At 64.5% G+C, this 25,509-nt stretch carries 22 protein-coding genes and 2 tRNA genes; 9 read left to right on the forward strand and 15 right to left on the reverse strand.

Annotated features, from left to right (window positions below):
• Window positions 1-353: 353 nt before the first annotated feature.
• Window positions 354-2,177, reverse strand: coding sequence for a translational GTPase TypA (gene typA / locus HWX53_RS09525; RefSeq protein WP_175940495.1), 1,824 nt, complete (start codon window positions 2,175-2,177; stop codon window positions 354-356).
• Between the two features lie 325 nt (window positions 2,178-2,502).
• Here typA and HWX53_RS09530 point away from each other — a divergent pair, with 325 nt between their 5' ends.
• The 4 genes from HWX53_RS09530 to HWX53_RS09545 all read left to right on the forward strand — a co-directional run bounded on the left by HWX53_RS09530 (window position 2,503) and on the right by HWX53_RS09545 (window position 7,512).
• Entirely contained in the window at window positions 2,503-3,015 is a 513-nt protein-coding gene (locus HWX53_RS09530; protein ID WP_175940496.1) for a MarR family transcriptional regulator, read from the forward strand.
• Window positions 3,016-3,101: 86 nt separating this feature from the next.
• On the forward strand, window positions 3,102-4,625 hold the full coding sequence (locus HWX53_RS09535) for an efflux transporter outer membrane subunit (RefSeq protein WP_175940497.1): 1,524 nt from the start codon (window positions 3,102-3,104) through the stop codon (window positions 4,623-4,625).
• A gap of 52 nt (window positions 4,626-4,677) precedes the next feature.
• A complete protein-coding gene (locus tag HWX53_RS09540; RefSeq protein ID WP_175940498.1) occupies window positions 4,678-5,928 on the forward strand; it encodes an HlyD family secretion protein in 1,251 nt (416 codons plus the stop codon).
• A 24-nt stretch (window positions 5,929-5,952) separates the two neighbouring features.
• On the forward strand, window positions 5,953-7,512 hold the full coding sequence (locus HWX53_RS09545; RefSeq protein WP_175940499.1) for a DHA2 family efflux MFS transporter permease subunit: 1,560 nt from the start codon (window positions 5,953-5,955) through the stop codon (window positions 7,510-7,512).
• Window positions 7,513-7,592: 80 nt separating this feature from the next.
• Here the strand turns inward: HWX53_RS09545 and truB are convergent, their stop codons facing one another.
• The 9 genes from truB to HWX53_RS09590 form a co-directional block, all read right to left on the reverse strand.
• On the reverse strand, window positions 7,593-8,525 hold the full coding sequence (gene truB / locus HWX53_RS09550; protein ID WP_175940500.1) for a tRNA pseudouridine(55) synthase TruB: 933 nt from the start codon (window positions 8,523-8,525) through the stop codon (window positions 7,593-7,595).
• Window positions 8,526-8,903, reverse strand: coding sequence for a 30S ribosome-binding factor RbfA (gene rbfA, locus HWX53_RS09555; protein WP_175940501.1), 378 nt, complete (start codon window positions 8,901-8,903; stop codon window positions 8,526-8,528).
• Between the two features lie 95 nt (window positions 8,904-8,998).
• On the reverse strand, window positions 8,999-11,983 hold the full coding sequence (infB, locus tag HWX53_RS09560; RefSeq protein ID WP_175940502.1) for a translation initiation factor IF-2: 2,985 nt from the start codon (window positions 11,981-11,983) through the stop codon (window positions 8,999-9,001).
• A gap of 92 nt (window positions 11,984-12,075) precedes the next feature.
• A complete protein-coding gene (gene nusA / locus HWX53_RS09565; protein WP_175940503.1) occupies window positions 12,076-13,551 on the reverse strand; it encodes a transcription termination factor NusA in 1,476 nt (491 codons plus the stop codon).
• Window positions 13,548-14,006 carry a ribosome maturation factor RimP gene (gene rimP, locus HWX53_RS09570; RefSeq protein ID WP_175940666.1) on the reverse strand — a complete coding sequence of 153 codons (459 nt, stop codon included), beginning with the start codon at window positions 14,004-14,006 and terminating at the stop codon, window positions 13,548-13,550. Before rimP ends, nusA begins: the two co-directional genes overlap by 4 nt.
• Window positions 14,007-14,356: 350 nt before the next feature.
• Window positions 14,357-16,279 (reverse strand): 23S rRNA pseudouridine(2605) synthase RluB, encoded by a 1,923-nt coding sequence (rluB, locus tag HWX53_RS09575; RefSeq protein WP_175940504.1) that lies wholly within the window; start codon window positions 16,277-16,279, stop codon window positions 14,357-14,359.
• Between the two features lie 128 nt (window positions 16,280-16,407).
• Complete coding sequence (gene scpB / locus HWX53_RS09580) at window positions 16,408-17,367, reverse strand: SMC-Scp complex subunit ScpB (RefSeq protein WP_175940505.1); 960 nt, start codon at window positions 17,365-17,367, stop codon at window positions 16,408-16,410.
• A 323-nt stretch (window positions 17,368-17,690) separates the two neighbouring features.
• A complete protein-coding gene (locus tag HWX53_RS09585; protein WP_175940506.1) occupies window positions 17,691-18,929 on the reverse strand; it encodes a pyridoxal phosphate-dependent aminotransferase in 1,239 nt (412 codons plus the stop codon).
• A 59-nt stretch (window positions 18,930-18,988) separates the two neighbouring features.
• On the reverse strand, window positions 18,989-19,900 hold the full coding sequence (locus HWX53_RS09590; RefSeq protein ID WP_175940507.1) for a LysR family transcriptional regulator: 912 nt from the start codon (window positions 19,898-19,900) through the stop codon (window positions 18,989-18,991).
• A gap of 389 nt (window positions 19,901-20,289) precedes the next feature.
• Here HWX53_RS09590 and HWX53_RS09595 point away from each other — a divergent pair, with 389 nt between their 5' ends.
• Window positions 20,290-20,691: a transposase gene (locus HWX53_RS09595; RefSeq protein ID WP_035969202.1), complete on the forward strand. Its 402-nt coding sequence runs from the start codon at window positions 20,290-20,292 to the stop codon at window positions 20,689-20,691.
• Between the two features lie 184 nt (window positions 20,692-20,875).
• Window positions 20,876-21,127 carry a hypothetical protein gene (locus HWX53_RS09600; RefSeq protein WP_175940508.1) on the forward strand — a complete coding sequence of 84 codons (252 nt, stop codon included), beginning with the start codon at window positions 20,876-20,878 and terminating at the stop codon, window positions 21,125-21,127.
• Between the two features lie 164 nt (window positions 21,128-21,291).
• Here HWX53_RS09600 and HWX53_RS09605 read toward each other — a convergent pair whose 3' ends face one another.
• Window positions 21,292-21,603 (reverse strand): hypothetical protein, encoded by a 312-nt coding sequence (locus HWX53_RS09605; protein ID WP_175940509.1) that lies wholly within the window; start codon window positions 21,601-21,603, stop codon window positions 21,292-21,294.
• A gap of 280 nt (window positions 21,604-21,883) precedes the next feature.
• On the opposite strand from HWX53_RS09605, the gene HWX53_RS09610 reads away from it, so the two are divergent.
• Together HWX53_RS09610 and HWX53_RS09615 are read left to right on the forward strand one after the other, a co-directional pair.
• A complete protein-coding gene (locus HWX53_RS09610) occupies window positions 21,884-22,600 on the forward strand; it encodes a YdcF family protein (protein WP_244140023.1) in 717 nt (238 codons plus the stop codon).
• A 285-nt stretch (window positions 22,601-22,885) separates the two neighbouring features.
• Window positions 22,886-23,134 carry a hypothetical protein gene (locus HWX53_RS09615; protein WP_175940510.1) on the forward strand — a complete coding sequence of 83 codons (249 nt, stop codon included), beginning with the start codon at window positions 22,886-22,888 and terminating at the stop codon, window positions 23,132-23,134.
• 89 nt (window positions 23,135-23,223) lie between these two features.
• Here the strand turns inward: HWX53_RS09615 and HWX53_RS09620 are convergent, their stop codons facing one another.
• Window positions 23,224-23,643, reverse strand: coding sequence for a gamma-glutamylcyclotransferase family protein (locus HWX53_RS09620; protein WP_175940511.1), 420 nt, complete (start codon window positions 23,641-23,643; stop codon window positions 23,224-23,226).
• Window positions 23,644-23,774: 131 nt separating this feature from the next.
• On the opposite strand from HWX53_RS09620, the gene HWX53_RS09625 reads away from it, so the two are divergent.
• Entirely contained in the window at window positions 23,775-24,617 is an 843-nt protein-coding gene (locus HWX53_RS09625; RefSeq protein ID WP_175940512.1) for a helix-turn-helix transcriptional regulator, read from the forward strand.
• Window positions 24,618-24,636: 19 nt separating this feature from the next.
• Here the strand turns inward: HWX53_RS09625 and HWX53_RS09630 are convergent, their stop codons facing one another.
• The 3 genes from HWX53_RS09630 to HWX53_RS09640 form a co-directional block, all read right to left on the reverse strand.
• On the reverse strand, window positions 24,637-25,101 hold the full coding sequence (locus HWX53_RS09630) for a GNAT family N-acetyltransferase (protein WP_175940513.1): 465 nt from the start codon (window positions 25,099-25,101) through the stop codon (window positions 24,637-24,639).
• Between the two features lie 164 nt (window positions 25,102-25,265).
• Window positions 25,266-25,342: transfer RNA gene (locus tag HWX53_RS09635), tRNA-Asp, on the reverse strand.
• Window positions 25,343-25,416: 74 nt separating this feature from the next.
• Window positions 25,417-25,492: transfer RNA gene (locus tag HWX53_RS09640), tRNA-Glu, on the reverse strand.
• Between the last annotated feature and the right edge of the window lie 17 nt (window positions 25,493-25,509).

The raw sequence follows: 25,509 nt of genomic DNA on the forward strand, positions 1-25,509 counted from the left end.
TTTACGCTCACCTTTCTTCGAGTTTCTCGAGGAAGTGCGGGTTACAAAACCTTCCGCGACACGGCCTGACCGTTTAGCGGATTGCGCGAATCAAGTCTGCTTGGAAGGACCTAAAAAGCGACAGCTAATCCGAATAGCATAGCACACATGCATTCGTCATATGACCGGACGTCGCACCGTTGCGCACGCATTCGCCCTTCTGCAACGGGCATGTGCGGGCGTTTCCGGCCGATGCAAGAGCGCGTGCCATGCATCGTTGTCGGCCTCGGCTTGCCATTCTTTAACGCAACGGGCGCGGAGAATGCAAAAAGCCGCCCGAAGGCGGCTTTTTGGACTGCAACGTCTGAGGCGATTTACTCCGCCGATTCGCGGCTCGCGCGACGACGCTCGTGTTCCTTCAGGTGACGCTTGCGCAGGCGAATGGACTGCGGCGTCACTTCGACGAGTTCGTCGTCGTCGATGAATTCGACCGCGTATTCCAGCGAAAGCTGGATCGGCGGCACGAGGCGCACGGCTTCGTCGGTGCCGGAGGCACGCACGTTGGTCAGCTGCTTGCCCTTGATCGGATTCACGACGAGGTCGTTGTCGCGGCTGTGAATGCCGATGATCATGCCTTCATAGAGCGCATCGCCCGGCGACACGAACATGCGGCCGCGATCCTGCAGCTTCCACAGCGCGTAGGCGACAGCCGCGCCGTCGTCCTGCGAGATCAGTACGCCGTTGCGGCGCTCGCCGACCGAGCCTTCCTTGACGGGCGCATACGAATCGAACGTATGGCTCATCAGGCCCGTGCCGCGCGTAAGCGTCAGGAACTCGCTCTGGAAGCCGATCAGACCGCGCGCCGAAATCTTGTATTCGAGGCGCGTGCGGCCGCGGCCGTCGGACGTCATGTCGAGCATTTCGCCCTTGCGACGGCCGAGCTCTTCCATCACGCCACCCTGATGCTGGTCTTCGATATCGACCGTCAGGTTTTCATACGGCTCGCACTTCACGCCGTCGATTTCCTGCAGCACGACGCGCGGACGCGACACGGCAAGCTCGTAGCCTTCGCGGCGCATGTTCTCGACGAGAATCGTCAGATGCAGTTCGCCGCGGCCCGAGACTTCGAACGTCGTTTCGTCGCCGGTGTCCTTCACGCGCAGCGCGACGTTGTGGTTCAGCTCCTTCGTGAGGCGGTCGCGAATCTGGCGGCTCGTCACGAACTTGCCTTCCTTGCCCGCGAGCGGCGACGAGTTCACGAGGAAGTTCATCGTGAGCGTCGGCTCGTCGACGGTGATCATCGGCAACGCCTCGGGATTCTCCGGCGAGCAGATCGTCACGCCGATGCCGATTTCCTCGATGCCGTTGATCAGCACGATGTCGCCGGCCTGCGCTTCCTCGACTTGCACGCGCTCGAGACCGTGGAACGACAGCACCTGATTGATCTTGCGATTCAGGATCGCGCCGTCCGGCCCCGAGCGCACCGCGACCTGCATGCCGGGGCGAATACGCCCGCGTGCGATGCGGCCCACGCCGATACGGCCGACGTACGTGTTGTAGTCGAGCGAAGTGATTTGCAACTGCAGCGGGCCGTCCGGATCGGCCGGGCGCACCGGCACGTGTTCGAGGATGGCTTCGAAGAGCGGACGCATGGTGCCTTCGCGCGTGTCCGGATCGAGGCTCGCGTAGCCGTTCAGGCCCGACGCATAGACGACCGGGAAGTCGAGCTGTTCTTCGGTGGCGCCGAGCTTGTCGAACAGATCGAACGTCTGGTTGATCACCCAGTCGATACGCGCGCCCGGACGGTCCACCTTGTTGATCACGACGATCGGCTTGAGACCGAGCGCCAGCGCTTTCTTCGTGACAAAGCGCGTTTGCGGCATCGGGCCTTCGACGGCATCGACGAGCAGCAGCACGGAATCGACCATCGACAGCACGCGCTCCACTTCGCCGCCGAAGTCGGCGTGTCCCGGCGTGTCGACGATATTGATGTGCGTGCCTTCGTATTCGACCGCGCAGTTCTTCGCGAGAATCGTGATGCCGCGTTCCTTTTCGATGTCGTTCGAGTCCATGACTCGCTCGGCGACTTGTTGATTTTCCCGGAACGTGCCCGACTGACGGAGCAACTGGTCGACGAGCGTGGTCTTGCCGTGGTCGACGTGGGCAATGATGGCGATATTGCGGAGGGCGCGAGTCATAAGAGTATCTTGGTTGTGCGCCGTCGGAGCGAGGGCCGCCAAGCAGAACGCTCAATGGCTGATGGCTCGGCAGACCCTCGGATAAGCGTCACGTCACGCTTTCGATTCGCATGACTGCTTCGTGACTGCCTGGAATGACTCTTCGGGCCCGGCGCGGTGAGAACCGAAAATTATAGCACGCGCACGTGTCAGCATCGAAGTGCATCGATAGAGCACTGCGCTCCCGCGCCGGTTGTTAAGCATTCTCAGAAAAGACTGTTGCAGCGGCGGATTGACGCCCCTATAATCCTGCCTAGTCAACTATTGCACTCGCACAAAATTTTTCATGAGCGACGCTCCGAAACCCACGGCGATCGACAACTACGTGTTGAGCGAAAGCGTCGGCTATTTGCTGAGCCGCGTGCGCTCGACGCTGTGGAACATGGTGACGCAGCACACCACGTCCGAACTCGGCATCACGAGCACGCAGGCGAGCATCGTCTTCATGCTGGCGGTCGGCAAGTGCCTGACGGCGGCGGATATTGCGCGGGAATACGGCATCGACGCGAGCGCGGTCACGCGCCTCATCGACCGTCTGGAAAAGCGCGGACTGCTCTCGCGCGTGCGCAGCGAGGAAGACCGGCGCGTCGTGCGTCTCGCGCTGACAGCCGACGGCCGCGCGATGGCGGAGAAGGTGCCGGCCATCTTCACGCGTGTGCTGGATGCGTTGCTTGCGGGCTTCACGCCCGAGGAAGTCGGCTTTCTGAAGAGCATGCTCCGCCGCATTCTCGCCAATACGTGCGATCCTGCCGCGTGTCCCGCAGGCGGCAATGATAAGCCTGGTATGCCATTGCGCTGACAAGCAAATGGACCGGGGAATCCAGCTTGACCACCCAAGAATTGGTTGCAACGTCCATCTTTAACACTCATCTCAAGAGACGAGCGATGAAACACCTTTCCTTGTCCGCGTGCAGGCCGAAAAGCGCGCTGCGCGGCGCGAAGAGCGCCGTGGCGGCCGCCGTGGCCGCGCTCGCGGTCGCCGGCTGCGCGAATTACGCGGGCATCTCGAGCGACAAGCAGATCACCACGCCCGACGCCTTGCAGTCGACTGAGAGCGTGCCGGGGCAAGGCGGCCAGTGGCCGAATCTCGACTGGGCGAAGCAGTTCGGCGATCCGCAGTTGCCGCAACTGATCGACGAAGCCGTCGCGGACAATCCGAGCATCGCGCAGGCTCAGGCGCGCATCGCGAAGGCATCGTCGTATATCGAAAGCTCGCGCTCGACGCTCTATCCGCACGTGAACGCCCAGTATTCATGGACGCGCGAGCTCTATTCGGGCAACGCGCTCTTTCCGCCGCCGTACGGCGGCACCTGGTTCAGCGAGAACAACGTGCTCGCCAGCGCGTCGTGGGACCTGGACCTGTGGGGAAAGAACCGCTCGCGGCTGAACATGGCCGTCTCGCAGCAGAAGGCAGCCGAGGCGGACATGCAGCAGGCGCGCGTGACGCTCGCGGCGTCCGTGGCGCGCACGTATAACCAGCTCGCCCTGCTCTACGCGCTGCGCGACGTCACGCAGCGGGAGATCGCCAATCGCCAGGACGTCGGCCGCATCACGAGCGGACGCGTGACCGCGGGCCTCGATACGAACGTCGAACGCCGCACGGCCGAAGGCAACGTGGCGACGAGCCAGACGAACCTGAGCGAACTCGACGGGCAGATCCAGTCGGTGCGCTATCAATTGGCGGCGCTGCTCGGCAAGGGCCCGGACCGCGGCTTGCAGATCGCCAATCCGGTGATCGATCCCAACGTCAACGTGACGCTGCCGGACAACGTGCCGGCCGACCTCATCTCGCGCCGCCCGGACATCGTCGCGGCGCGCTGGCAGGTCGAAGCGGCCACGCATGACATCGCGGAGGCGAAGGCCGAGTTCTTCCCCGACATCAATCTCGCGGCGAGTTTCGGTTTCGACGCGTTCGGCTGGAGCCGCTTCCTGATGGCGAGCAGCCGGCAGATTCAGGCGGGACCGGCCATTCACCTGCCGATCTTCGACGCCGGCGCGCTGCGCGCGCAGCTCAAAGGCCGTTACGCCGATTTCGACAATGTCGTCGCCAACTACAATCAGACGCTCGTGAACGCGCTGAACGACGTAGCGACCAACATCTCGTCGATCCGCTCGCTCGACAGGCAAATGGCCGACGCGCAACGCGCGCTCGCTGCTGCGACCAGCGCCTATCAGTTGGCGGTGATCCGCTACAAGGCCGGCCTCTCGCCGCAACTGCAAGTGCTCACGGCGGACGAAAACCGCCTCGCCAACGAGCAGACGGTGACGAACCTGCGCCTGAAGCGCTCGGATCTGCAAATCGCGCTGATTCGTTCGCTCGGCGGCGGTTTCGACGCCACGAGCACGAATCTCGCCATCGACGGCAGCGGGCAACGGCAGGCTGCAGACCAAGCCGCGCCGTCGCACTGAGCGACTCAAAAGAACACGCATCAAGACCAATACGGAATTTTCGGAGCCCTTCATGAGCGACCCTCAACAAACCGCCGCCGCGCCCGCACCGAAGCAGAGCAGTGGCAAGCGCCGCATGCTGATGACGCTGATCGTTCTCGTCATTCTCATCGCCGCCATCGCATACGGCCTGTACTACTTCCTCGTCGCCCGCTTCCACGAGTCGACGGACGACGCGTACGTCAACGGAAACGTCGTGCAGATCACGCCGCAAGTGGTCGGCACCGTGGTGTCCGTGAACGCCGACGACACGCAGACCGTGAAGGTCGGCGATCCGCTCGTCGCGCTCGATCCGGCGGATTCCAAAGTCGCGCTCGATCAGGCGGAAGCGAATCTCGCGCAGACGGTGCGGCAGGTCCGCACGTTCTTCGTCAACAACAACCAGTACGAAGCGCAAGTCGCGCTGCGCAAGTCGGACTTGTCCCGCGCGCAAGACGACCTGCGCCGCCGCCTGACGGTTGCGCAGACGGGCGCGGTGTCGCAGGAAGAAATCTCGCACGCACGCGACGCCGTGCGCAGCGCGCAGGCCGCGCTCGACGCCGCCCAGCAGGAACTGGCCTCGAACCGGTCGCTGACGGCGAACACGACTATCGCGGACCATCCGAACGTGCTCGCCGCTGCCGCCAAGGTGCGCGACTCGTACATCAACTACGCGCGCAACACGTTGCCCGCGCCGGTCACGGGCTACGTCGCGAAGCGTTCGGTGCAGGTCGGCCAGCGCGTCGCGCCGGGCAATCCGCTGATGGCCATCGTGCCGCTTAACGGCGTGTGGGTCGACGCGAACTTCAAGGAAGTGCAGCTCAAGCACATGCGCATCGGCCAGCCGGTCGAACTGACGGCCGATCTGTACGGCTCGGGCGTCGTGTTCCACGGCAAGGTCATCGGCTTCTCGGCCGGCACGGGTTCGGCGTTCTCGCTGCTGCCCGCGCAGAACGCGACCGGCAACTGGATCAAGGTCGTGCAGCGCCTGCCGGTGCGTATCGAACTCGATCCGAAGGAACTGGAGCAGCATCCGCTGCGCATCGGTTTGTCGATGAACGTCGACGTCACGATCAAGGACGAGCAAGGCGGCCAGCTGGGCAACGTGCCGAACACCGTCTATCAGACGAACGTGTTCGACAAGTACGGCGCCCAGGCCGACGCGGAAATCGCGCGCATCATCCAGCAGAACGCGGGCGGCGGCGCGGGTACGCAAGGCACGGGCTCGCCCGCGGCTTCGCGCGGCAACGCGACGAAGTCCGCGTCGGCCGCCAAGCTGATGTAAGCGGCCGCTTCGCGGAACCAACACATGTCTCAAGCTAACGTCGTCCATCCGCCGCTTTCGGGCGGCAAGCTCGTCATCGGGACGATCGCTGTGTCGCTCGCGGTGTTCATGAACGTGCTCGACACGTCGATCGCGAACGTCTCGATTCCGTCGATTTCGGGCGATCTCGGCGTCTCCTCGGACCAGGGCACGTGGGTGATCACGTCCTTCGCGGTCGCCAACGCCATTTCGGTGCCGCTCACGGGCTGGCTCACGCAGCGATTCGGACAAGTGCGCCTGTTCCTCGGCTCGATCATCCTGTTCGTGCTCGCGTCGTGGCTGTGCGGTCTCGCGCCGACGCTGCCGTTCCTGCTGGCCGCGCGCGTGCTGCAAGGCGCGGTCGCTGGCCCGATGATCCCGCTGTCGCAGACGCTGCTGCTCGCGAGCTATCCGCGTGAAAAAGCGCCGATGGCGCTCTCCATGTGGTCGATGACCACGCTCATCGCGCCGGTCGCCGGGCCGGTGCTCGGCGGGTGGATCTCCGACAACATCTCGTGGCCGTGGATCTTCTACGTGAACATCCCGGTCGGCATCGCGGCGGCGCTCGCCACGTTCGCCATCTTCCGCGACCGCGATTCCGCGATCCGCAAGGCGCCCATCGACACGGTCGGCCTCGGGCTGCTCGTGATCTGGGTCGGCTCGTTGCAGATCATGCTCGACAAGGGCAAGGACCTCGACTGGTTCAACTCGACGACCATCGTGGTGCTGGCGCTGATCGCGGTGATTTCGTTCGCGTTCTTCATCGTGTGGGAGCTGACGGCGGAGCATCCGGTCGTCGACCTGTCGCTCTTCGAACTGCGCAACTTCACGGGCGGCACCATTGCGCTGTCGATCGGTTACGGGCTGTACTTCGGCAATCTCGTGCTGCTGCCGCTGTGGCTGCAGACGGACATCGGCTACACGGCGACGAACGCCGGGCTAGTGATGGCGCCGGTCGGCGTGTTCGCCATTCTGCTTTCGCCGATCACGGGCAAGTTCCTGCCGCGCACCGACCCGCGGCGCATCGCGACGGCCGCGTTCCTCGTGTTCGCGCTCTGCTTCTGGATGCGTTCGCGCTATACGACCGGCGTCGATACGTGGACGCTAACGCTGCCGACGCTCATTCAGGGCATCGGCATGGCGGGCTTCTTCATTCCGCTCGTGTCGATCACGCTGTCGGGCTTGCCGGGGCATCGCATTCCGGCTGCGTCCGGCTTGTCGAACTTCGTGCGGATCATGTGTGGCGGCATCGGCACGTCGATCTTCTCGACGGCGTGGGAACATCGCTCGATCGTGCATCACGCGCAACTGATCGAACAGGCGAACTCGTACAACCCGACGTTCACCAATTCAATGCAACAGATGAGCACGCTCGGCATGTCGAAGGAGCAGACTTACGGGCTCTTCAACAGCATGGCGACGCAGCAGGCCGCGCAGCTCGGCGTGAACGACATGTTCTACATTTCGGCCGGGATTTTCGTGGCGCTGATCGCGCTGATCTGGATCACGCGTCCCGAGCGCTCGGGCGGCGGCGATTCGGCAGCGGCAGCATCGGCGGCGCATTGAACGGAATGCATCGGCGGAAATGAAAAAGGAGAGGCGCTGGCCTCTCCTTTTTTATTTGTGGATGCGCTCGCTGCGGTCAGTCAAGACCCGCTCACCACCAACCGCTCAGGGGCGAGCACGCCCTCCGCCGCCCGCGCGACGCCGAGCAACTTTCCCGCATCGTCATAGACGCGCACTCGCGTGTCCTCAGCTTGCCAAACGGATGCCGCTTCGCCCAGCTCATCCAGACGCAGCCGCTGACCGTGCCTGAAGCGCCGCGTCGCGTCGTCGCGCAGATGCACGGCCGGGAACGTCGACAACAGCGCATCGACCGGACGCAGCCAGCCATCGCGTTCCGACTCGGCCGCAGCGGCCAACGCATCCAGCGTCACCGCGCCTTCCAGCGTCAGCGCGCCGACTCCGGTTCGACGCAGCGCCGTCAGATGCGCGCCGCAGCCCAACGCCTCGCCGATGTCTTCCGCCAGCGTCCGCACATACGTGCCCTTGCTGCAGGTCACGCGAAACGTCACGAGCGGCAGCGCGCAGGCGAGCATTCTTAGAGCGTGAATCGTCACCTGACGGCCCTCGCGCTCGACCGTCTGCCCGGCGCGGGCGTATTCGTAAAGCGGCTTGCCGTCCCGCTTGAGCGCCGAGTACATCGGCGGCACTTGGACGATGTCGCCGAGGAACCGCTGCATCGCCGCTTCGACGGCCGCTTCGTCGCACAGGACGTCGCGCGTCTCGACAGCCTCGCCTTCGGCATCGCCCGTCGTCGTGCGAATGCCGAGGCGCATCGTCGCTTCGTACGTCTTGTCCGCTTCGAGCAGGTCTTGCGAGAACTTCGTCGCCTCGCCGAAGCACAGCGGCAAAAGGCCGGTGGCAAGCGGATCGAGCGTGCCCGTGTGACCCGCCTTCTTCGCCAGATAGAGGCGCTTCGCCTTGATCAGCGCGTCGTTGCTCGACAGACCGAGCGGCTTGTCCAGCAGCAACACGCCGTCGAGCGCACGGCGCGGGATCTTCGGACCGCCTTTCACTCACGCACCTTCTTCGTCGTCTTTGGCGCGCGTCGCGTTGGCTTCGTCGATCAGGCGCGACATCTCGACGGCCTTCTCGATCGTCTTGTCGTAGTGGAAATGCAGCGTCGGCACCGTATGAATGTGCAGGCGCTTGAACAGCAGGTTATGCAGATGACCCGCCGCGTGATTGAGCGCCTCTTCGGTCTGCTTCGGATCGCCGGTGAGCGTCGTGAAGTAGACCTTCGCGTGCGCGTAGTCGGGCGTCAATTCAACGCTCTGCATCGTGACGAGGCCGATGCGCGGGTCCTTCACCTCGCGCATCAGTTCCGAGAGATCGCGCTGAATCTGGTCCGCAATCTGCACGTTGCGATTCGTGGACGTACGTCTTTTAGCCATGATCTTGGTTCCTTCCCTTCTCTATCGCCGCGCCAAAGAAAAAGGCGGAGCGAGCCGTCAGGCCCGCTCCGCCTCGAGCTCGGCGTACTAATGCATTACAGCGTGCGAGCCACTTCCGTCACTTCGAAGACTTCCAGCTGATCGCCTTCGACGATGTCGTTGAAGTTCTTGATCGAGATACCGCACTCGAAGCCCTGACGCACTTCCTTGACGTCGTCCTTGAAGCGCTTCAGCGAATCCAGCTCGCCGGTGTGAATAACGACGTTGTTGCGGATCACGCGAACCGACGACGTGCGCTTCACGAAGCCGTCCGTGACCATACAACCCGCGATCAGACCGACCTTCGGCACGCGAATGACCTGACGCACCTCGACCGCGCCCGTCACCGTCTCGCGCTTTTCCGGCGCCAGCATGCCGGACATGGCCGCCTTCACCTCATCCACTGCGTCGTAGATGATGTTGTAGTAGCGAATGTCGATGCCGTTCGATTCGGCCAGCTTGCGGGCTTGCGCATCCGCACGCGTGTTGAAGCCGATGATGACCGCCTTCGACGCCGTCGCCAGGTTGACGTCCGACTCGCTGATCGCGCCGACCGCACTGTGCACGATCTGCACGCGCACTTCGCCGGTCGAGAGCTTCTGCAGCGATTGCACGAGCGCTTCCTGCGAACCCTGCACGTCCGCCTTGACGATGAGCGGCAGGTTCTGCACTTCGCCTTCGCCCATTTGCTCCAGCATGTTCTCGAGCTTCGCGGCCTGCTGCTTGGCGAGCTTGACGTCGCGGAACTTGCCCTGACGGAACAGCGCGATTTCGCGCGCCTTGCGCTCGTCCGGCAGCACGATGACTTCTTCGCCCGCCGCCGGCACTTCCGACAGACCCTGAATTTCCACCGGAATCGACGGACCCGCGGACTTCGTCGGCTTCCCGGTTTCGTCCAGCATGGCGCGCACGCGGCCGTAGGCGCTGCCCGCGAGAACCACGTCGCCGCGGTTCAGCGTGCCCGACTGCACCAGAATGGTCGCGACCGGGCCCTTGCCCTTGTCCAGCTTCGCTTCGATCACGAGGCCCTTCGCGCCGGCGTCGACCGGAGCGGTCAATTCCAGCACTTCGGCTTGCAGCGACACGTTTTCCAGCAGATCGTCGATGCCCTTGCCGGTCTTCGCCGACACTTCGATGAACGGCGAATCGCCGCCGTACTCTTCCGGCACCACGCCCTCCGCCACCAGTTCCTGCTTCACGCGGTCCGGGTTGGCTTCCGGCTTGTCGATCTTGTTGATCGCCACGACGATAGGCACGCCGCCCGCCTTCGCGTGAGCGATCGCTTCCTTCGTCTGCGGCATCACGCCGTCGTCGGCCGCGACCACCAGAATGACGATGTCCGTTGCCTTCGCGCCGCGCGCACGCATGGCCGTGAAGGCCTCGTGACCCGGCGTATCCAGGAAGGTGATGACGCCACGCGGCGTTTCGACGTGATACGCGCCGATATGCTGCGTGATGCCGCCCGCTTCGCCCGCCGCCACTTTCGCGCGACGGATGTAATCGAGCAGCGAGGTCTTGCCGTGGTCGACGTGACCCATGACGGTGACGACCGGCGGACGCGGCAGACGCTCTGCCGTTTCCTCGGCGGCTTCGCCTTCGATGAGCAGCGCCTCGGGATCGTCCAGCTTCGCCGCGACCGCGCGGTGGCCCAGTTCCTCGACGACGATCATCGCCGTTTCCTGGTCCAGCACCTGGTTGATCGTGACCATCTGGCCGAGCTTCATCATCACCTTGATGACTTCCGAAGCCTTCACCGACATCTTGTGCGCGAGATCGGCCACCGAGATGGTTTCCGGCACATGCACTTCACGGACGATCGGCTCGGTCGGCGCCTGGAACGACGTCTGTTCCTGATGCTTGCCACGGCCCTTCGGACCGCCGCGCCAGCCGCGATCGACGCCGCCGCTCGTGTCGCCGCGCGTCTTGATGCTGCGGCGCTTCGATGCGTCGTCCTGCTGCCAGCCGCCCTTGCCGCCGGCTTTCTTCTTGTCGCCGGTCGGCGCCGTCGTGGCGGGCGCTGCCGCGCCGGGCGCCGGCTTCTTCGCGGCTGCCGGACGCGCGGCTTGCGCGCCTTCGGGTTTCGCCGGCTTGTGCAGCGTGCCCTTCGCTTCGGCGGCCTTGGCCGCTTCCGCCGGCTTCGCAGCAGGGGCCGGTTCCGGCGCCTTGACTTGCGCCTTGCGCGGCGTGTTCATCATCTCGCGAATGGCGCGCGCTTCGGCTTCCGCCGCTGCACGACGCTTCGCAATGGCTTCCTGCTCCAGACGCGCCTTCTCGGCGGCTTCGCGCGCGGCGTCTCCCGCCTTCTTCGCGGCTTCGCGCTGGGCGGCGCGTTCGCTCGCAGCCTTTTCTTCCGCAGCCTTTTCGGCGGCTTCGCGCTGGGCCGTATCGTCCTGCTTCGGCGGCTTGGCCTCGGCCTTCACCTCGGCGGGGACCGGCGTACGAGCTTCCTGACGCGCTGCCTGCGCGGCGCGCGAGATCTCGGCGGCCTGCGCGGCGGCTTGCGCACGACGCTCGGCTTCCGCTTCCTGGCGGCGACGCTCGGCTTCCGCCGCTTCCTCGCGGGCGCGACGCTCCGCTTCTTCCTGTTCGAGACGCGCCTGACGCTCCTTCAACTCGCGCTCTTCGCGCTCGAGTTGCTCCGCGGCGCGGCGGGCTTCTTCCTCGCGGCGCTGGAGTTCGGCCTCGTCGACTTCGTCTTCGACATGATTCGGCGTCTCGGCCGGCTGCTCGATGCCTGCCTCGTCGCGCTTCACGAACACACGCTTCTTGCGCACCTCGACCTGAATGGTGCGAGCCTTACCCGTTGCGTCGGATTGCTTGATTTCCGACGTATGCCGGCGGGTCAGAGTGATCTTGCGCTTGTCGGCATCGGCGGACCCGTGCGACTTGCGCAAATGATCGAGCAGACGCGCCTTGTCCGTTTCGGACAGGTCGTCGTTCGCGCTCGCTTTCTGGACGCCAGCCGCCTGCAACTGCTCGAGCAGCACGCCCGCAGGCATTTTGAGTTCCGCGGCAAATTGGGCTACGTTGTTACTCGCCATTCATTCCTCTTGATGCAAGGATCAGTCCTTGCGGTTAGATCGGGTCATGCGGCCGAACTGGCCGCGATATTTCAGTGCGCCATGGTCATTTCTCACTGGAACCAGTGTTCACGTGCTTTCATGATCAACGCGCGAGCGTTATCCTCTTCCATCCCGGTCATCTCGACCAGTTCATCTACTGCCAGCTCCGCGAGGTCGTCGCGGGTCTGAATCTGATGCTCCGCGAGCTTTGCGAGAAGCTCGTTGTCCATGCCTTCGAGGCTCTTCAGATCGAGCGCGACGCCTTCGACCTTCTCCTCGTTGGCGATCGCCATCGTGAGCAGCGCGTCACGCGACCGGTTGCGCAGCTCGTGCACGGTGTCTTCGTCGAACGCTTCGATTTCGAGCATCTCGTTGAGCGGCACATAGGCAATTTCTTCGAGGCTCGTGAAGCCTTCGTCGATCAGGATGTCGGCGACTTCCTCGTCCACATCCAGACGCGCCATGAACAGATTGCGCAACTTGCCGCGCTCTTCGTTCTGCTTCAGCGCCGATTCGTCCGGCGTCATGATATTGATCTGCCAGCCGGTGAGCTCGCTGGCGAGTCGAACGTTCTGGCCGCTGCGGCCGATGGCGACCGCGAGCTCGCTCTCGTCCACGACGACGTCCATCGAATGCTTTTCTTCATCGACGACGATCGACTGGACGGCTGCCGGCGCGAGGGCGCCGATCACGAACTGCGCGGGGTCTTCCGACCATAGCACGATGTCGACGTTCTCGCCACCGAGCTCGTTGCGTACGGCCTGCACACGCGAACCGCGGATGCCCACGCACGTTCCGATCGGGTCGATGCGCTTGTCGTAGGCGATCACCCCGATTTTCGCACGCACGCCGGGATCGCGCGCGGCCGCCTTGATTTCCAGCAGCCCTTGTTCGATTTCCGGCACTTCGAGTTCGAAGAGCTTCATCAGGAATTCGGGCGCGGTGCGCGACAGTTCGATTTGCGGGCCGCGCGCCGTGCGGTCGACCTTCGCGATATAGGCGCGCACGCGGTCGCCCACGCGCAGGTTTTCCTTCGGAATCAGCTGGTCGCGGCGCAGCAGCGCTTCCACGCGTCCGGATTCGACGATGAAATTGCCCTTGTCCAGACGCTTGACCGAGCCGGTCATGATCTTTTCGCCGCGCTCGAGGAAGTCGTTCAGGATCTGCTCGCGCTCGGCGTCACGCACCTTTTGCAAAATGACCTGCTTGGCAGCCTGCGCGCCGATACGGCCGAATTCGATCGACGGAATGGGTTCCTCGATATAGTCGTCCACTTGCGCGTCGGGCTTTTGCTCCTTCGCCTCGAACAGCAGGATTTCCTGGTCGGGCTCCTGAAGGCCCGCCTCGTCCGGCACCACGCGCCAGCGGCGGAACGTCTCGTGCTCGCCGCTTTCACGGTCGATCGCGACGCGAATATCGACATCTTCCTCGAACAGCTTTTTCGTTGCCGAAGCAAGCGCAGCCTCCAGAGCTGCGTACACCACGTCCTTGTTGACGTTCTTTTCGCGCGCCAGCGCATCCGCCAGCATCAAAACTTCGCGACTCATTGTTTGCGGCTCCTAAAGTCAACTTTGGGGACGAGACGTGCTTTATCGAGGTCCGCGAGCGTGAAATCGAGCATCGCGGCGCCGTCCTTCCCTTCGAATTCCAAACCGATCTTGTCGCCCTCGGGGGCGTGCAGAACGCCGCGAAACGACTTGCGCCCGTCCAGCGGCTTTTTCAATGTGATGACGGCTTCGTTGCCGGCGAAGCGCTCGAAGTCGGCCAGCTTCTTGAGCGGGCGGTCGAGCCCCGGCGACGACACTTCGAGGCGGTCGTAATCGACGTTTTCGACTTCGAGCACATACTGAAGCTGACGCGTGACTTTCTCGCAGTCTTCGATGGCGATACCGGCCGGCTGGTCGATATAAATACGCAGCATGCCGCCTCCCGAACGTTCGAGATCGACAAGCTCGTAGCCCAAGCTCGAGACCGTGGTTTCAATCAGTTCCGTCAGTTGCACAGTAACTCCAAGGTGTTTCGCGCCCGCGCCGCGAAACACCTGCGGGCGAGCGCCTTGACTGGGCGCACCCCTGCTCCCGAGATGCCGAACCAAAAAGCCAAAAAAAAATGGGCGCAACGCCCATCTTTTTCAACCGAGGTCGCACCCGGGCAGCGAAAAAACTATGTGCCCAGCGACTCCGCGATTTTAGCCATTTTTCGGGATAAACGCAAACGTAAAGCCCGCGATCGGACCCGTTTCGTGCCAGTTCGCATGCTTTTTTGCTTTATGCCGATGGCTCGGCGACGCGATTCCGGTGGATCGGCCGCAGGCGCACCCGCGACCGACCGACACGGCTCGTCAACGCGCGTTCAACGTCCGCGCGTGCGGTTGCGCGGGCCGCGTCCGGCGCCGGCCTTGCCTTGCCCCGCGCCTTGCTGCCCGCCGCCCTGACGATTGCCGCGCGGACCGTTGCCGCCCGCCGGACGCTTGGCCGGCCCGCTCATGCCTTGCGGACCCTGTCCGCGCGCATTGCGCTGCCCCGAGCGGCCGCCGTTCGCGCGATTGCCATTCGGCTCGTTGCCGATGCGGTTGCCGTTCGGCTCACGACCGCCTCGTCGGCCAGGGCCGCCGGCGTTGCCGGTATTGCCCATGTTGCCGCCGAAGCCGCCCATGCCGCCCATGCCGCTCGCGCCGAACGCGCCGGGAAGCCCGCCCGCGCCGCCGCGCCGACCGCCGCGCGCCGGCGTCTGCGCCGCGCGCAAGTGCGAACTCAAGACCGGCTCGCGCGTGATGAAGCCCATCGACGTCTGCATCGGATCGGGCTGGACGCGCGGCGCGGCGCTGCGTCCGCCCTTCTCGGCCGTCGGCGCCTTCAGGCCGACCGCCGCCATCAGGCTGCGCACCTGATTGTCTTCGAGTTCTTCCCAGCGCCCGCGCTTGAGCCCGCGCGGCAACGCGATCGGACCGTGGCGCGTGCGGATGAGGCGGCTGACCATGAGCCCCGCCGCCTCGAACATGCGGCGCACTTCGCGATTGCGGCCTTCCGCCAGCGCGACGTGATACCAGTGATTCGTGCCTTCGCCGCCGCCGTCCTGAATGCGCAGGAAGTTGGCGGGGCCGTCGTCGAGCTCTACGCCTTTGAGCAGCTTCTGCTTCATCGCCTCGGACAACTGACCGACGACGCGCACCGCATATTCACGCTCGACGCTATAACGCGGGTGCATGAACCGGTTCGCCAGATCGCCGGAGGTCGTGAGCAGCAGAAGCCCTTCCGTATTGAAGTCGAGCCGGCCGACCGCGAGCCACTTCGCCGTCTTCATCGACGGGAGCTTGTCGAACACCGACGGACGGCCTTCGGGGTCCGCGTGACTAACGATCTCGCCCGTCGGCTTGTGATACAGCAGGATGCGCGGCGGCTTGCTCGCGAGCTTGCGCTTGAGCGGCTTGCCGTTGATGCGCACCTGGTCGGTCGGCATGATGCGCTGGCCGATGTGCGCAGGCTCGCCGTTCACCGACACGCGCCCCGCGATGATCAATTCCTCCATGTCGCGTCGCGAGCCCATGCCGGCGTCGGCCAGCACTTTATGCAGCTTGGGAGCGTCGTCGTCCGGTTCCAGCACGCGCTTTTGCTGGGGCTCGTTGCGGCCACGGCGCAGCATCGGGGCGCGCACGCCGGCCGAGCCGTTGTCCGCGTCGAATGCCGGGGACGTGACGTACGCGAAGACGTCGTCGACGGCGGCGGCCGCCGCGCTCTCGACCGTCGCCGGGCCTGCATCGTTGCGCTTGCCGTTGCGCGGCTGCCGTTCGCGCTTCTGCGGCGGATTCTTGCGCTGCCCGCCCTCGCGTGGGGCGGATGCGGCGGCTTCGACCGACGCCTCCACAGCGACTTCTGCCTCGTCGCGCCGCCCACGCTTGCGGCCACCTTGCCGCGCGGCGTCCTGCTGGCCGTCCGCCGTCTCGCGCTTGGGCTCGCGCTTCGCTGCCGGTTTTCGCGGCGCCTTCGCGCCCGCTTCCTTGCGCGGCGCGCGCGCCTGCGTGGCGGCGGCACCCTCTGGCGGCGGCGCGTCGGTCGCGGCGTCGGGCGCGCCATCCGCGCCCTTGGTCTTGGCGACAGCCCGGCGGCGTGCGATCAGACTGCGCGGACCGCGGCGCAAGCCGCGGCGCGGACGATCGTCGCCGTCGGCGCTCTCGTCGGTGCGCGTGCGTTCGCCGGCATCGGCCGACTCATGGGCGTCCGCGCCATGCACGGGGCGCGCGGATTCGGGCGAATCGCTGTCGTGGGAGTGTGTCAAAACAACCTCAAATGTCGAATGCGCGCCCTTGGCGGGCGCGTCAAAAATTTCCGCTGACCGGTCCGGCTCGTCGTCTTCGACGTGATGTTTTATCGAGAGCCGGTTGAATCAGGGGCCATGCAATTGCATCAGGCGCGGCGCGCCTTCGGTTCTTCGTCGGAGTCGCCGTCGTTCAGGTCGGCGTCGTTCAGTTCGACGCCGCTCGATGGGCGGGCGTCGGTCGCATCGTGTTCTCGATGTGTGCCAGCGTCGCCTGCGTCGGCCAACGCAGGCGCTTCTTCTGAATCGGATGCATCGGTCGCGGACATCAGGCGGACTTCGGTCAACACGGGCCCGCCCGTCTCTTCGCTCGCACGAAGCGTTCCGGCCTCGGATGCTTCGCTCGGCGAAGCGTCCGGCGCGTCGGCGACGGCAGGCATCGAGGCCTCGGGCGCATCGTTCGCCAGGTCCGCTTCTGCGGGAGCCGCGACGGCCGTCGTGTCGCCCCCCGCGGTTTCGCCAGCAGACGCCTGCGCCGCCGCGCCGTCCGGAAAATCGATCGAATGCTGCGCGAGCAGCGACGCCTCGAACTGCGCCGACGGATTGTCCAGCGCCGGCAGTTCGTCGAGCGCGGTCAGGCCGAGGTCGTCGAGAAACTGCTTGGTCGTGGCGTACAGCGCGGGCCGGCCGGGGACGTCGCGATGTCCGATGACCTCGATCCACCCGCGATCTTCCAGCTGCTTCACCACCTGCGTATTCACCGTCACGCCGCGAATCTCTTCGATATCGCCGCGCGTGACCGGTTGCCGATAAGCAATAATGGCGAGCGTTTCGAGCACCGCCCGCGAATATTTCGGCGGCTTTTCGGGATTGAGCCGGTCGAGATAAGTCCGCATGGCGGGCTTGCTCTGGAAGCGCCATCCCGACGCAAGCGCCACCAGCTCGACGCCGCGCCCCGACCAATCAGCCTGTAGTCCTTCGAGCAGCGTGCGCACCGTATCGGCCGAAATGTCCTCGGCGAAGAGCTTGCGCAATTCACTCACCCGCAGCGGTTCCTGCGCGCAGATCAAAGCAGTCTCGAGGACGATTTTCGCCTCTTGGGTATTCATGCAGCTTGGGTCAACCCTTAATGGTCAATGATCCGGTTCAAAACGAGCCTGAGCGAGTTCGAACGTCACCGAAGCGGTGCGCGCGATAAAGCTGGACGCGGAGTTTCAAGACGCGCTCGCCCGATTGTAATCGGTCATATTGATTGGGAGCACGCACCGGGGAGAGGCGTCAAATGGGCGATCGGTGAGCGAATCGCCGGGCCATCCCAGCCGGACGAGGTGGCGCTTTCCTGGCGAAAGCGCGTGACTGAGCGCCATATTACGCAAAAAGAACCGGGGCGTAAAGGTGATCGATTAACGCCCCGCTCGACTCACTTAGCCCCTCACTTCGCACCGCGCGCTGACAAAAAGCGCCGCAGGCGTTCGACGCCCACGTCGAGGCGCGCGGAATCGCAGGCGTAGCACCAGCGCACGAAGCCTTCGCCTTCCGCGCCGAATGCGCTGCCTGGCGCGAGCCCGAGCCCGGCCTCTTTCACCAGCGCCTTGCAGAGTTCGAGGCTGCGCTCGGCGCCCGGCAGCGAGAAGAACAGGTACATCGCACCGTCCGGGGCGCGCACGTCGACACCTTCGATACTCTGAAGCGCGTTCACCAGGTGATCGCGGCTCGCACGCAGGTCCGCGACGAGCGATTGCGTGAACGGCTCGCCCTGTTCCACCGCGACGATGCCCGCCTGCTGCACGAACGACGGCGCGCACGACGTGTTGTATTCCACGAGCTTGCCGAGGTCGTCCATCAGGCGCGCCGGCGCGACGAGCCAGCCGAGCCGCCAGCCGGTCATGAGCCACGCCTTCGAGAACGAATTGACCGCGATCACGCGCTCGTCGCGATCCGCGAGATCGAGGAAGGACGGCGCCACGTTCGCGCCCGGACCGTAATACAGACGCTCGTAGACCTCGTCCGCCACGATCCAGATGCCGTGACGCCGGCAATGGTCGAGCACGATGCGCTGCTCCTCGCGCGTCATCGTCCAGCCGGTCGGGTTGTTCGGCGAGTTGATCATCAGCATGCGCGTGGACGGCGTGAGCGCGGCGAGCAGCCGGTCGAGATCGAGCGTCCATCCGCGCTCGCCGTAGGTCAGCGAGACCGTTTCGACCGTCGCGCCGAGAATCTTCGGAATCTCGACGAGGTTCGGCCACAGCGGCGTCACGGCGACCACGCGGTCGCCCGCGCCAGCAACGAGTTGCGCGGCCAGCATCAGCGCGTTCACGCCCGCGCTCGTCACCGCGATGTGATCGGCGGGCGTCGGGCCGTGCAGCGCGCTGACGTAGCGGCCGAGCGCCTCGCGCAACGGCGCGATACCGAGATTGTGCGTGTAGAACGTCGCGCCGTCGGCGAGCGCGCGGCTTGCCGCATCGCGAATGAACTCGGGCGTGACCCGGTCCGATTCGCCGAACCAGAACGGCAGCACGTCCGGCACGCCGAAGCCGGCGTTCGCGACTTCGCGAATCTGCGAGGGACGCAACGCCCGCACGGCGTCGCGCGCGTTCGGCGCGCCGCCCGCGTTCGTCTGCGCCGTCAAGCCGCCCAATTCAGCGATTACCGCGCCTTCCGATTCACTCATCGCCCGCTCCGTCGAAAAGGAAGAAGTCTAACGCGAGCGCGTTAAAAAGCGCGCGGCCTTCACAGCTCTTCGGCGCGTCGCGGCAGCCCCGCGATCAGCGACCACACCGACTGCGCCGCCGGCGACAGCGAGCGGTCGCGCCGCCGCACCAGTTCCACCGTGCGTTCGGCCCGCGGTTCGAGCGGCAGCGCGACGAGCGACGAATCCGCCGGCAACGGCAGCGCGAGCCACGGCAGCACGCTCACGCCGACGCCCGCTTCCACCAGCCCGAAGACAGTCGCCGAATGCCCGAGCTCCTGCACCACCTGCGCCTCGACACCGTGCTGCTGCATGACGGCATCGATGATCGGGCGGCTGCCCGATGCGTAGTCCAGCATGACGAGCCGCTCGCCCGCGAGCGCCTCCCAGGGCGCGGCGCGTTCGTGCGCGAGCGGGTGATCGCGCCGCGCGACGAGGCAGAACGAATCGGTCATCACGGCTTCGCCATGCAGATCGTCGGCGGAAAACGGGCCGATCACGACGCCGAAATCCACTTCGCCCGACTTCACTTTTCGGAGCACGTCGGACTGGACGTCGTCCCTCAGGCTGAGCGTGACGAGCGGAAACTGCCGCGAGCACGACGCGATCACGCGCGGCATCAGCCGGCACGCGATCGTGGGGCTCGCCGCGACAATCACCCGGCCGCGACGCTGCTGCCCGAGATCGCGCGCTTCACGCAGGGCTTCGTCCAGATCAGCCAGAAGGCGCGACACGGTGCCGACGAGATCCATACCGACATCGGTCAGTTGCACTTCCCGCGTGGTCCGGTCGATGAGCTTCAGTCCGATTTCGCTTTCCAACTCGCGCACCGAGCGGCTCACCGCTGACTGCGTCAAGCCGATCTCGGCTCCGGCGCGGCTGAAGCTGCGCAGCCGCGACACTTCAATAAAGACGCGCAGTTGGCGCAACGTCACGTTAAGCGAGGCGTTCATTCCGGCGATTCATGAAAAGCATGGTCTCATGCGCAATTATAGGCCATCGCATGGGTTTCGCTGCGGTGCAGCAAACCGCCCGGAACGCACGCCGGGAGGGCCTGCTGCACAGGATTGGTGATTGTCCCGATTTCTTAATCAATCGGATTCGGGTCTGATACGGGCCATGCTGGCATCGCGTCAGCCTACTGCCATGCGGGTTTCCCGGATTTCGCGACGTGCATGGCATGGTTCTCGCATTTCATTGCGCACAGAGGTCGAAGCACAGCGGACGTATCGGAAACTGGTTTGCCGCAGCCGCTTCGGCCTTCCCTGGATTCGTTCATCGGATTCGACCAGAGTGCGCGGCGCGGGGCAGCGCACCGGGGTTAGCTTCGCTGAGGTGAGATATGGTGCTGTTCGACGATTTGAGAGATAACGAGTGGGCGCTGGTTGAGGCGTTGTTCTGTTCGGAGCCCGCGCGCAGCGAGCGGCGCGGCCGGCCGCGCGTCGAAGCGCGATCGGTTGTCAATGCGGTGCTGTGGGTGTTGTCGACGGGCGAAGGCTGGTCGAAGCTGCCGGGCCGTTATCCCTCGCCGCCCACCTGCCGCCGTCGTTTCGACGAATGGCAAGCCGACGGCACGCTCGCGGAAATCGTGAAGCGTCTGTCGAGCAACGGCCGCGAGGTGTCGCTGCGCGGGCGTATTGGATCGAGCGCGGTGAAGCCGCCCGCTCCGCCGAGCCGCGATCGACTGCGCGGCGCGTTCTGGACCAATCCCGAATCGTGGCGCGCTCCGGCCAAGATGGCCTAAGCCTACTGCATCACACGTCGAAGCCGGTCCTGCCGGCTTCGATCACTTTCGGGCGCTGCAATGCCGAACTCGCGCGGTTCCTTGCGCGATACATCTCTTTACGATTGCTTACAGCGCCGCAACGAATCGAGGCTTAGCGTGACGAGTGACCCAACAGGTCCGATCAGGGCTTCAGGACACTCTCATGAAGGTTTCGTTACTGCTCGTGCGTGGCGTCTTGGCGGGGCTCGCCGGCGTGGCGACCGTTGCTCACGCGCAGCCGCCTGCATCCGATCTGCATCTCACCGCGAAGACGGCGGCGCCCGCATCGCCTGACGTTGCGCGCGCTCGCGCCGCGACGCCGCCTGCGCCGCGCGGCGATCTGCGCGGCGACATTGCAAGCAACGCGCGCGCTCGGCCGGACAACGACCGCGACGAACGCTCGCCGCATCACTGAATCTTCGGGCAACGAGTCTTGATTCAGGCGGAACCCGCTGAATCGGCGGCAGTCACACCCAATGCCATGAGCACAGCATGGCAACAGTGGAATCCGGTCTGCCCGTGTCCTCGGACACGGGCTTTTTTTTGCCCGGACTTCAACTACCGCTTTCCGCCGTCGCGTCACATTCTGGCTTCGAGCACCGCTTCGTGGCCACCGAAGGTGTACGGTTCCGTGCGACGCAAATCCCAGTCGATGGAACGCTCATCGCGCGAGAGCCGCGTGAATTCCTGTTTTCCGCGCTCGGTGACGACGGCGATATCCACGGGTGCATGAAATCCCGGCGCTGGCGCGACGGTGCGTTGCCGCGCGAGCTCGAGTAGCCCGAGGGCGCGAAGGTGGTCGAAACCCTTGGGGCGTTTCGCCCACGGAACTTGACGATACTGCGCCCGGCGAAGTGCTTCGAGTACCGCTTCGTTGGAATACGTGGTCATCTCGTTTTTTCTTCCTGTGCAGCCGTGACGACGCTCGTGACGGTCGCAAGACGGTCCGCGACGTCGACTAAACGCGGCGCGCCGAATTTCACGCCAGCGAACGATTTAAGCGTTCGCTGCCTGAATGTTTGGCCGCCGCTTGCGCTAGGTGCTGCTTTCTATTAAAAGCCCCCGTTGAGAGCGCGCTAATCACGCGCTTTCCTGCGACAACCGCCGATGCGCTCTGACCACGCGATGACGGAGCAAATTGCCCTGAAACCAATACGTTACTCCAATTAAATTGGTTCTATTTACTTTATTGCTGCTTTTTTTTGCATTGTTTGCGTTTTGCAAGCGCCTTCGTGCGGCGATTATCATCCTCACCGTTCTGCTCGCCTGGGGCCTCGGGAGCGGCTGGCTCGCGAGACCGCTGCTGCACATCGCGCAGCGGGGTTACGAAGACACCATGCCGCCCTCTTTCGGTCCGAAAAACACCATCGTCCTGATGGGCGGCGGCACCGACCGGCGTCACGGCAAGCTGGTGCCCAAAAGCGATTCGATGCCGCGCATCGCGGCGGCGGCGCGGCTGTATCGGCAATGCCGGGACACAGGCGCTTCGTGCCGCGTCATTCTGAGCGGCGGCGATCCCCAGCACCACGGACAGGCCGAGGCCGACAACTACGCGCCGTATGTCCTGGCTCAGGGCGTCGCACCGGCCGATCTGACGCGCGAGAACAAGAGCCTCAACACGTACCAGAACGCGCAAAACGTAGCCGCCATCTTAGGCAACGCCCATGACACTGGGTTGATCGTCATCACATCCGCGTATCACATGCGACGTTCGGTCCGGGCCTTCGAAGCGTTCGGCTACGAGCCGCAGCCCTATGTTTCGGACGTGCGTGAGAATCGGCTGACGGTATTACCGCGATACAGAAGCCTCGAGAACAGCGAGCTTGCGCTGCACGAGCTGGTGGGTCTTGCGCGTTTTCACGTCTGGCGCTGGCTGCACCTGTACTAAGACGCCGAACGGTTCTATATCAAAATAATCAGGACTGGAAAGTACCTGTTCGCGCCGGTATCATTCCGCTCCGGCTGGCAAGCCGGGCCGGTATCGTCGTCCGACACGCCGCTGACCTGATCTCGGCCTATGATGGGCGCTGTCAGGCGGAGGCTTGTTCCCGTAGGCATCCCGTTACGGATGCGCGCCAAGGCCAGGCGGGAGCGATTTTTGCTCCGATGTATCTGTCTTTCCAACCGGATCGGACAGGCGATTCCCGGGTTCAACTGCTACTAGGAGGTAACAATGAAGAAAGTGTCCCTGGCTGTTTTGTTGTCCCTGAGCGCGGTCGCATCGGCCTACGCGCAGAGCGAACAAGGCGTGACGATGAGCACCGATCCCGCACGGATCGCGGACATCGAATCGCGCGCGCAGAATCTGCAATCGCAGCAGTCCAGCATGCAAAACATGCAGATGGATCAATCGAACACGATGCACAAGTCGGGTCATCACAAGAAGTCGCACGGCAAGTCGATGCACCATTCGGCCGAGTAAGGCCCTCGGTCGCCGGCCTGCTTCTGGCAGGTCGCGCCGCGCCGTCATCGCAGTGCATGAACGCGATGACGGCGAAATCCGTTTTGGGCTCAGCCGCGCGCTGCGCGATGCGCCACCCAATCGCCGCCCTCGATGCGCGGCAAGCCCTGCACCGCACTCGCGGCTACCGGATAGATGAGGCAAACGACATGCGTCGCCTCGCCATCCAGTTCGACATCCACATGCAGCCGGTGCGCGCGAAAAAGTCCCTCGACGCCCGGATACACTTCCTCGATCTCGTCCAGCACGGCGACGAGCGCATCCTCGATGCGATACACATCGCCTTTGACCGGCGTGCCGCCCTCCTCATCGAGAACGAGGCCGGGATAAGCGCCGAAATCGTAAAGCCGTCCACGCACGTGCGCCGTGCCGATCCATTGCGGCGCCGCGATCCCGCTGCGCTCGGCCGCGCGATTAATGTCATTGATCTCGCCCGCGCGCAGCGTGCCGTACACGAAAACGTATTGCATCGAAGAAATCGCTCCTTCCGCTAGTCGCCGAGGTACGCATTATCGCCGCCCAAAATTGCGCGGACGGACTGCCGGCTCGCTTCGGTTAAGATCGGCGGATCGCGGCCAGCCAGGCCGCCCGACGAGCCGCCATGCCCACGTTCGCCGATCCCCGCCCGCCGTTCGAGCAGGTCGAACACCTCGACATTCCCGTCGAGCACTCGCCGACGCTCGACCATCCGATCCGCGTTCGCTCGCGCCCGGTACCGTATGGCGTGCGGATCGCGCTGCATACGCATCCGTGGGCGCAAGTCGCCTACACGTCGCGGGGCGTGCTGCGCGTGGCAACCGCCGATTCGACGTGGATGGTGCCGCCCTCGCGCGCGATCTGGGTGCCGCCGAACGTCACGCACGAAGTGTTGATCGTGGAAGACGCGTATCTCCGCACGCTCTATGTGGACGCGAGCGTCGTGCCGGCCGGGCTCGGCGCGTGCCGCGTAGTGGAAGTGTCGCCATTGTTGCGCGAGGTGATCGCGGCGCTGGACGAAGCGTCGATCACGCGTGAGCGCGAGCGCCTGCTCGGCACGCTTGCACTGGACGAGATCATCCGGTCGCAGCCGCTGCCGCTCTCCGTGCCGATGCCGAACGAGAAGCGCCTGCGCGCGCTTTGCGACGCGGTGCTCGCGGACCCTTCGCACTCGGATCTCGAACGCTGGTCGTCGGAAGCCGGCGCGAGCACGCGCACCATCGCGCGCCTGTTCAGACGCGAACTCGGCGTGAGCTTCTCGCAGTGGCGGCAGCAGGCCGTGCTGGCACGCGCCATTCCTTTGCTGAGTCAGGGCCGGCCGCTCGCGCAGGTCGCGCGTGAGTTGGGGTATCAAAGCCAGAGCGCATTTTCGGCGATGTTTCGACGTGCCTTCGGCGAGAGTCCGCGTGCGTTCTTCGCCCGCGACGCCAGCGACGAGCGCGATCAGAACGACACGCGCGCTGTCTAATGCTGCGCGCTGCGTCGGCTCAGACGCGCCGGACCATATGTCGAATGGCGCCGAGCTGGGCCAGCCTGGGGCCGGCCGGACGATATCCGAGCCGCATATAAAGACGCGCCGCCGGGTTGTCGACGAAAACGCGCAGTTGGCATTCCGCCAGCCCACGGGCCCGGGCCCAGCGATGCGCCGTGTTCAGCAGAAACGTGCCCGCGCCTCGTCCCCGGTAGCCCGGCGCGATTTGCACATCGCGTATATGCAGCGAGTTGTCTTCTTCGGTCACGCGCATGACGCCGATGGGTACGCCGTCCGCCTGCAGGATGAAGTTCTCCGACTCGCGCCAGCTCGAAAGAAACAGGTCGCCGCGCCAGACAAGATTATGACGCCGGTAATAACCGACCATGTTGTCGTGCGTGAGGGCCTCGGCGAAGGCGAAGTCGGCCATCGTCGCCTGGCGGAGTTGGTAGAGCGAGAGGTCTTCGGTCGGGTCGAGCATCGCACGCATGCAGGCACGGGACAGTGCCTCCACACTAAGACAGCGCGCGCCTGCTGGCAATGGAAAATGCGATGCCGGTGTGAAGACCGAATCGGCGCGGCGAAAAAGCGGCGAAAGATGGGCAAAAAAAATCCAGCCCGAAGGCTGGATTTTTCACAACAAGCTGGCGGAGCGGACGGGACTCGAACCCGCGACCCCCGGCGTGACAGGCCGGTATTCTAACCAACTGAACTACCGCTCCAACTCTTTCATCGTTTCTCGAAGATCAAGCTTCGAGAAATGTGCAGCGCTTTCTACTAGCAGCCGCCGATGTTCTGGCGTCCCCTAGGGGATTCGAACCCCTGTACTCACCGTGAAAGGGTGATGTCCTAGGCCTCTAGACGAAGGGGACAACGTACTTCTTGCAAT

This window comes from Caballeronia sp. BCC1704 (genome assembly GCF_902833455.1).
Lineage (GTDB): Bacteria > Pseudomonadota > Gammaproteobacteria > Burkholderiales > Burkholderiaceae > Caballeronia.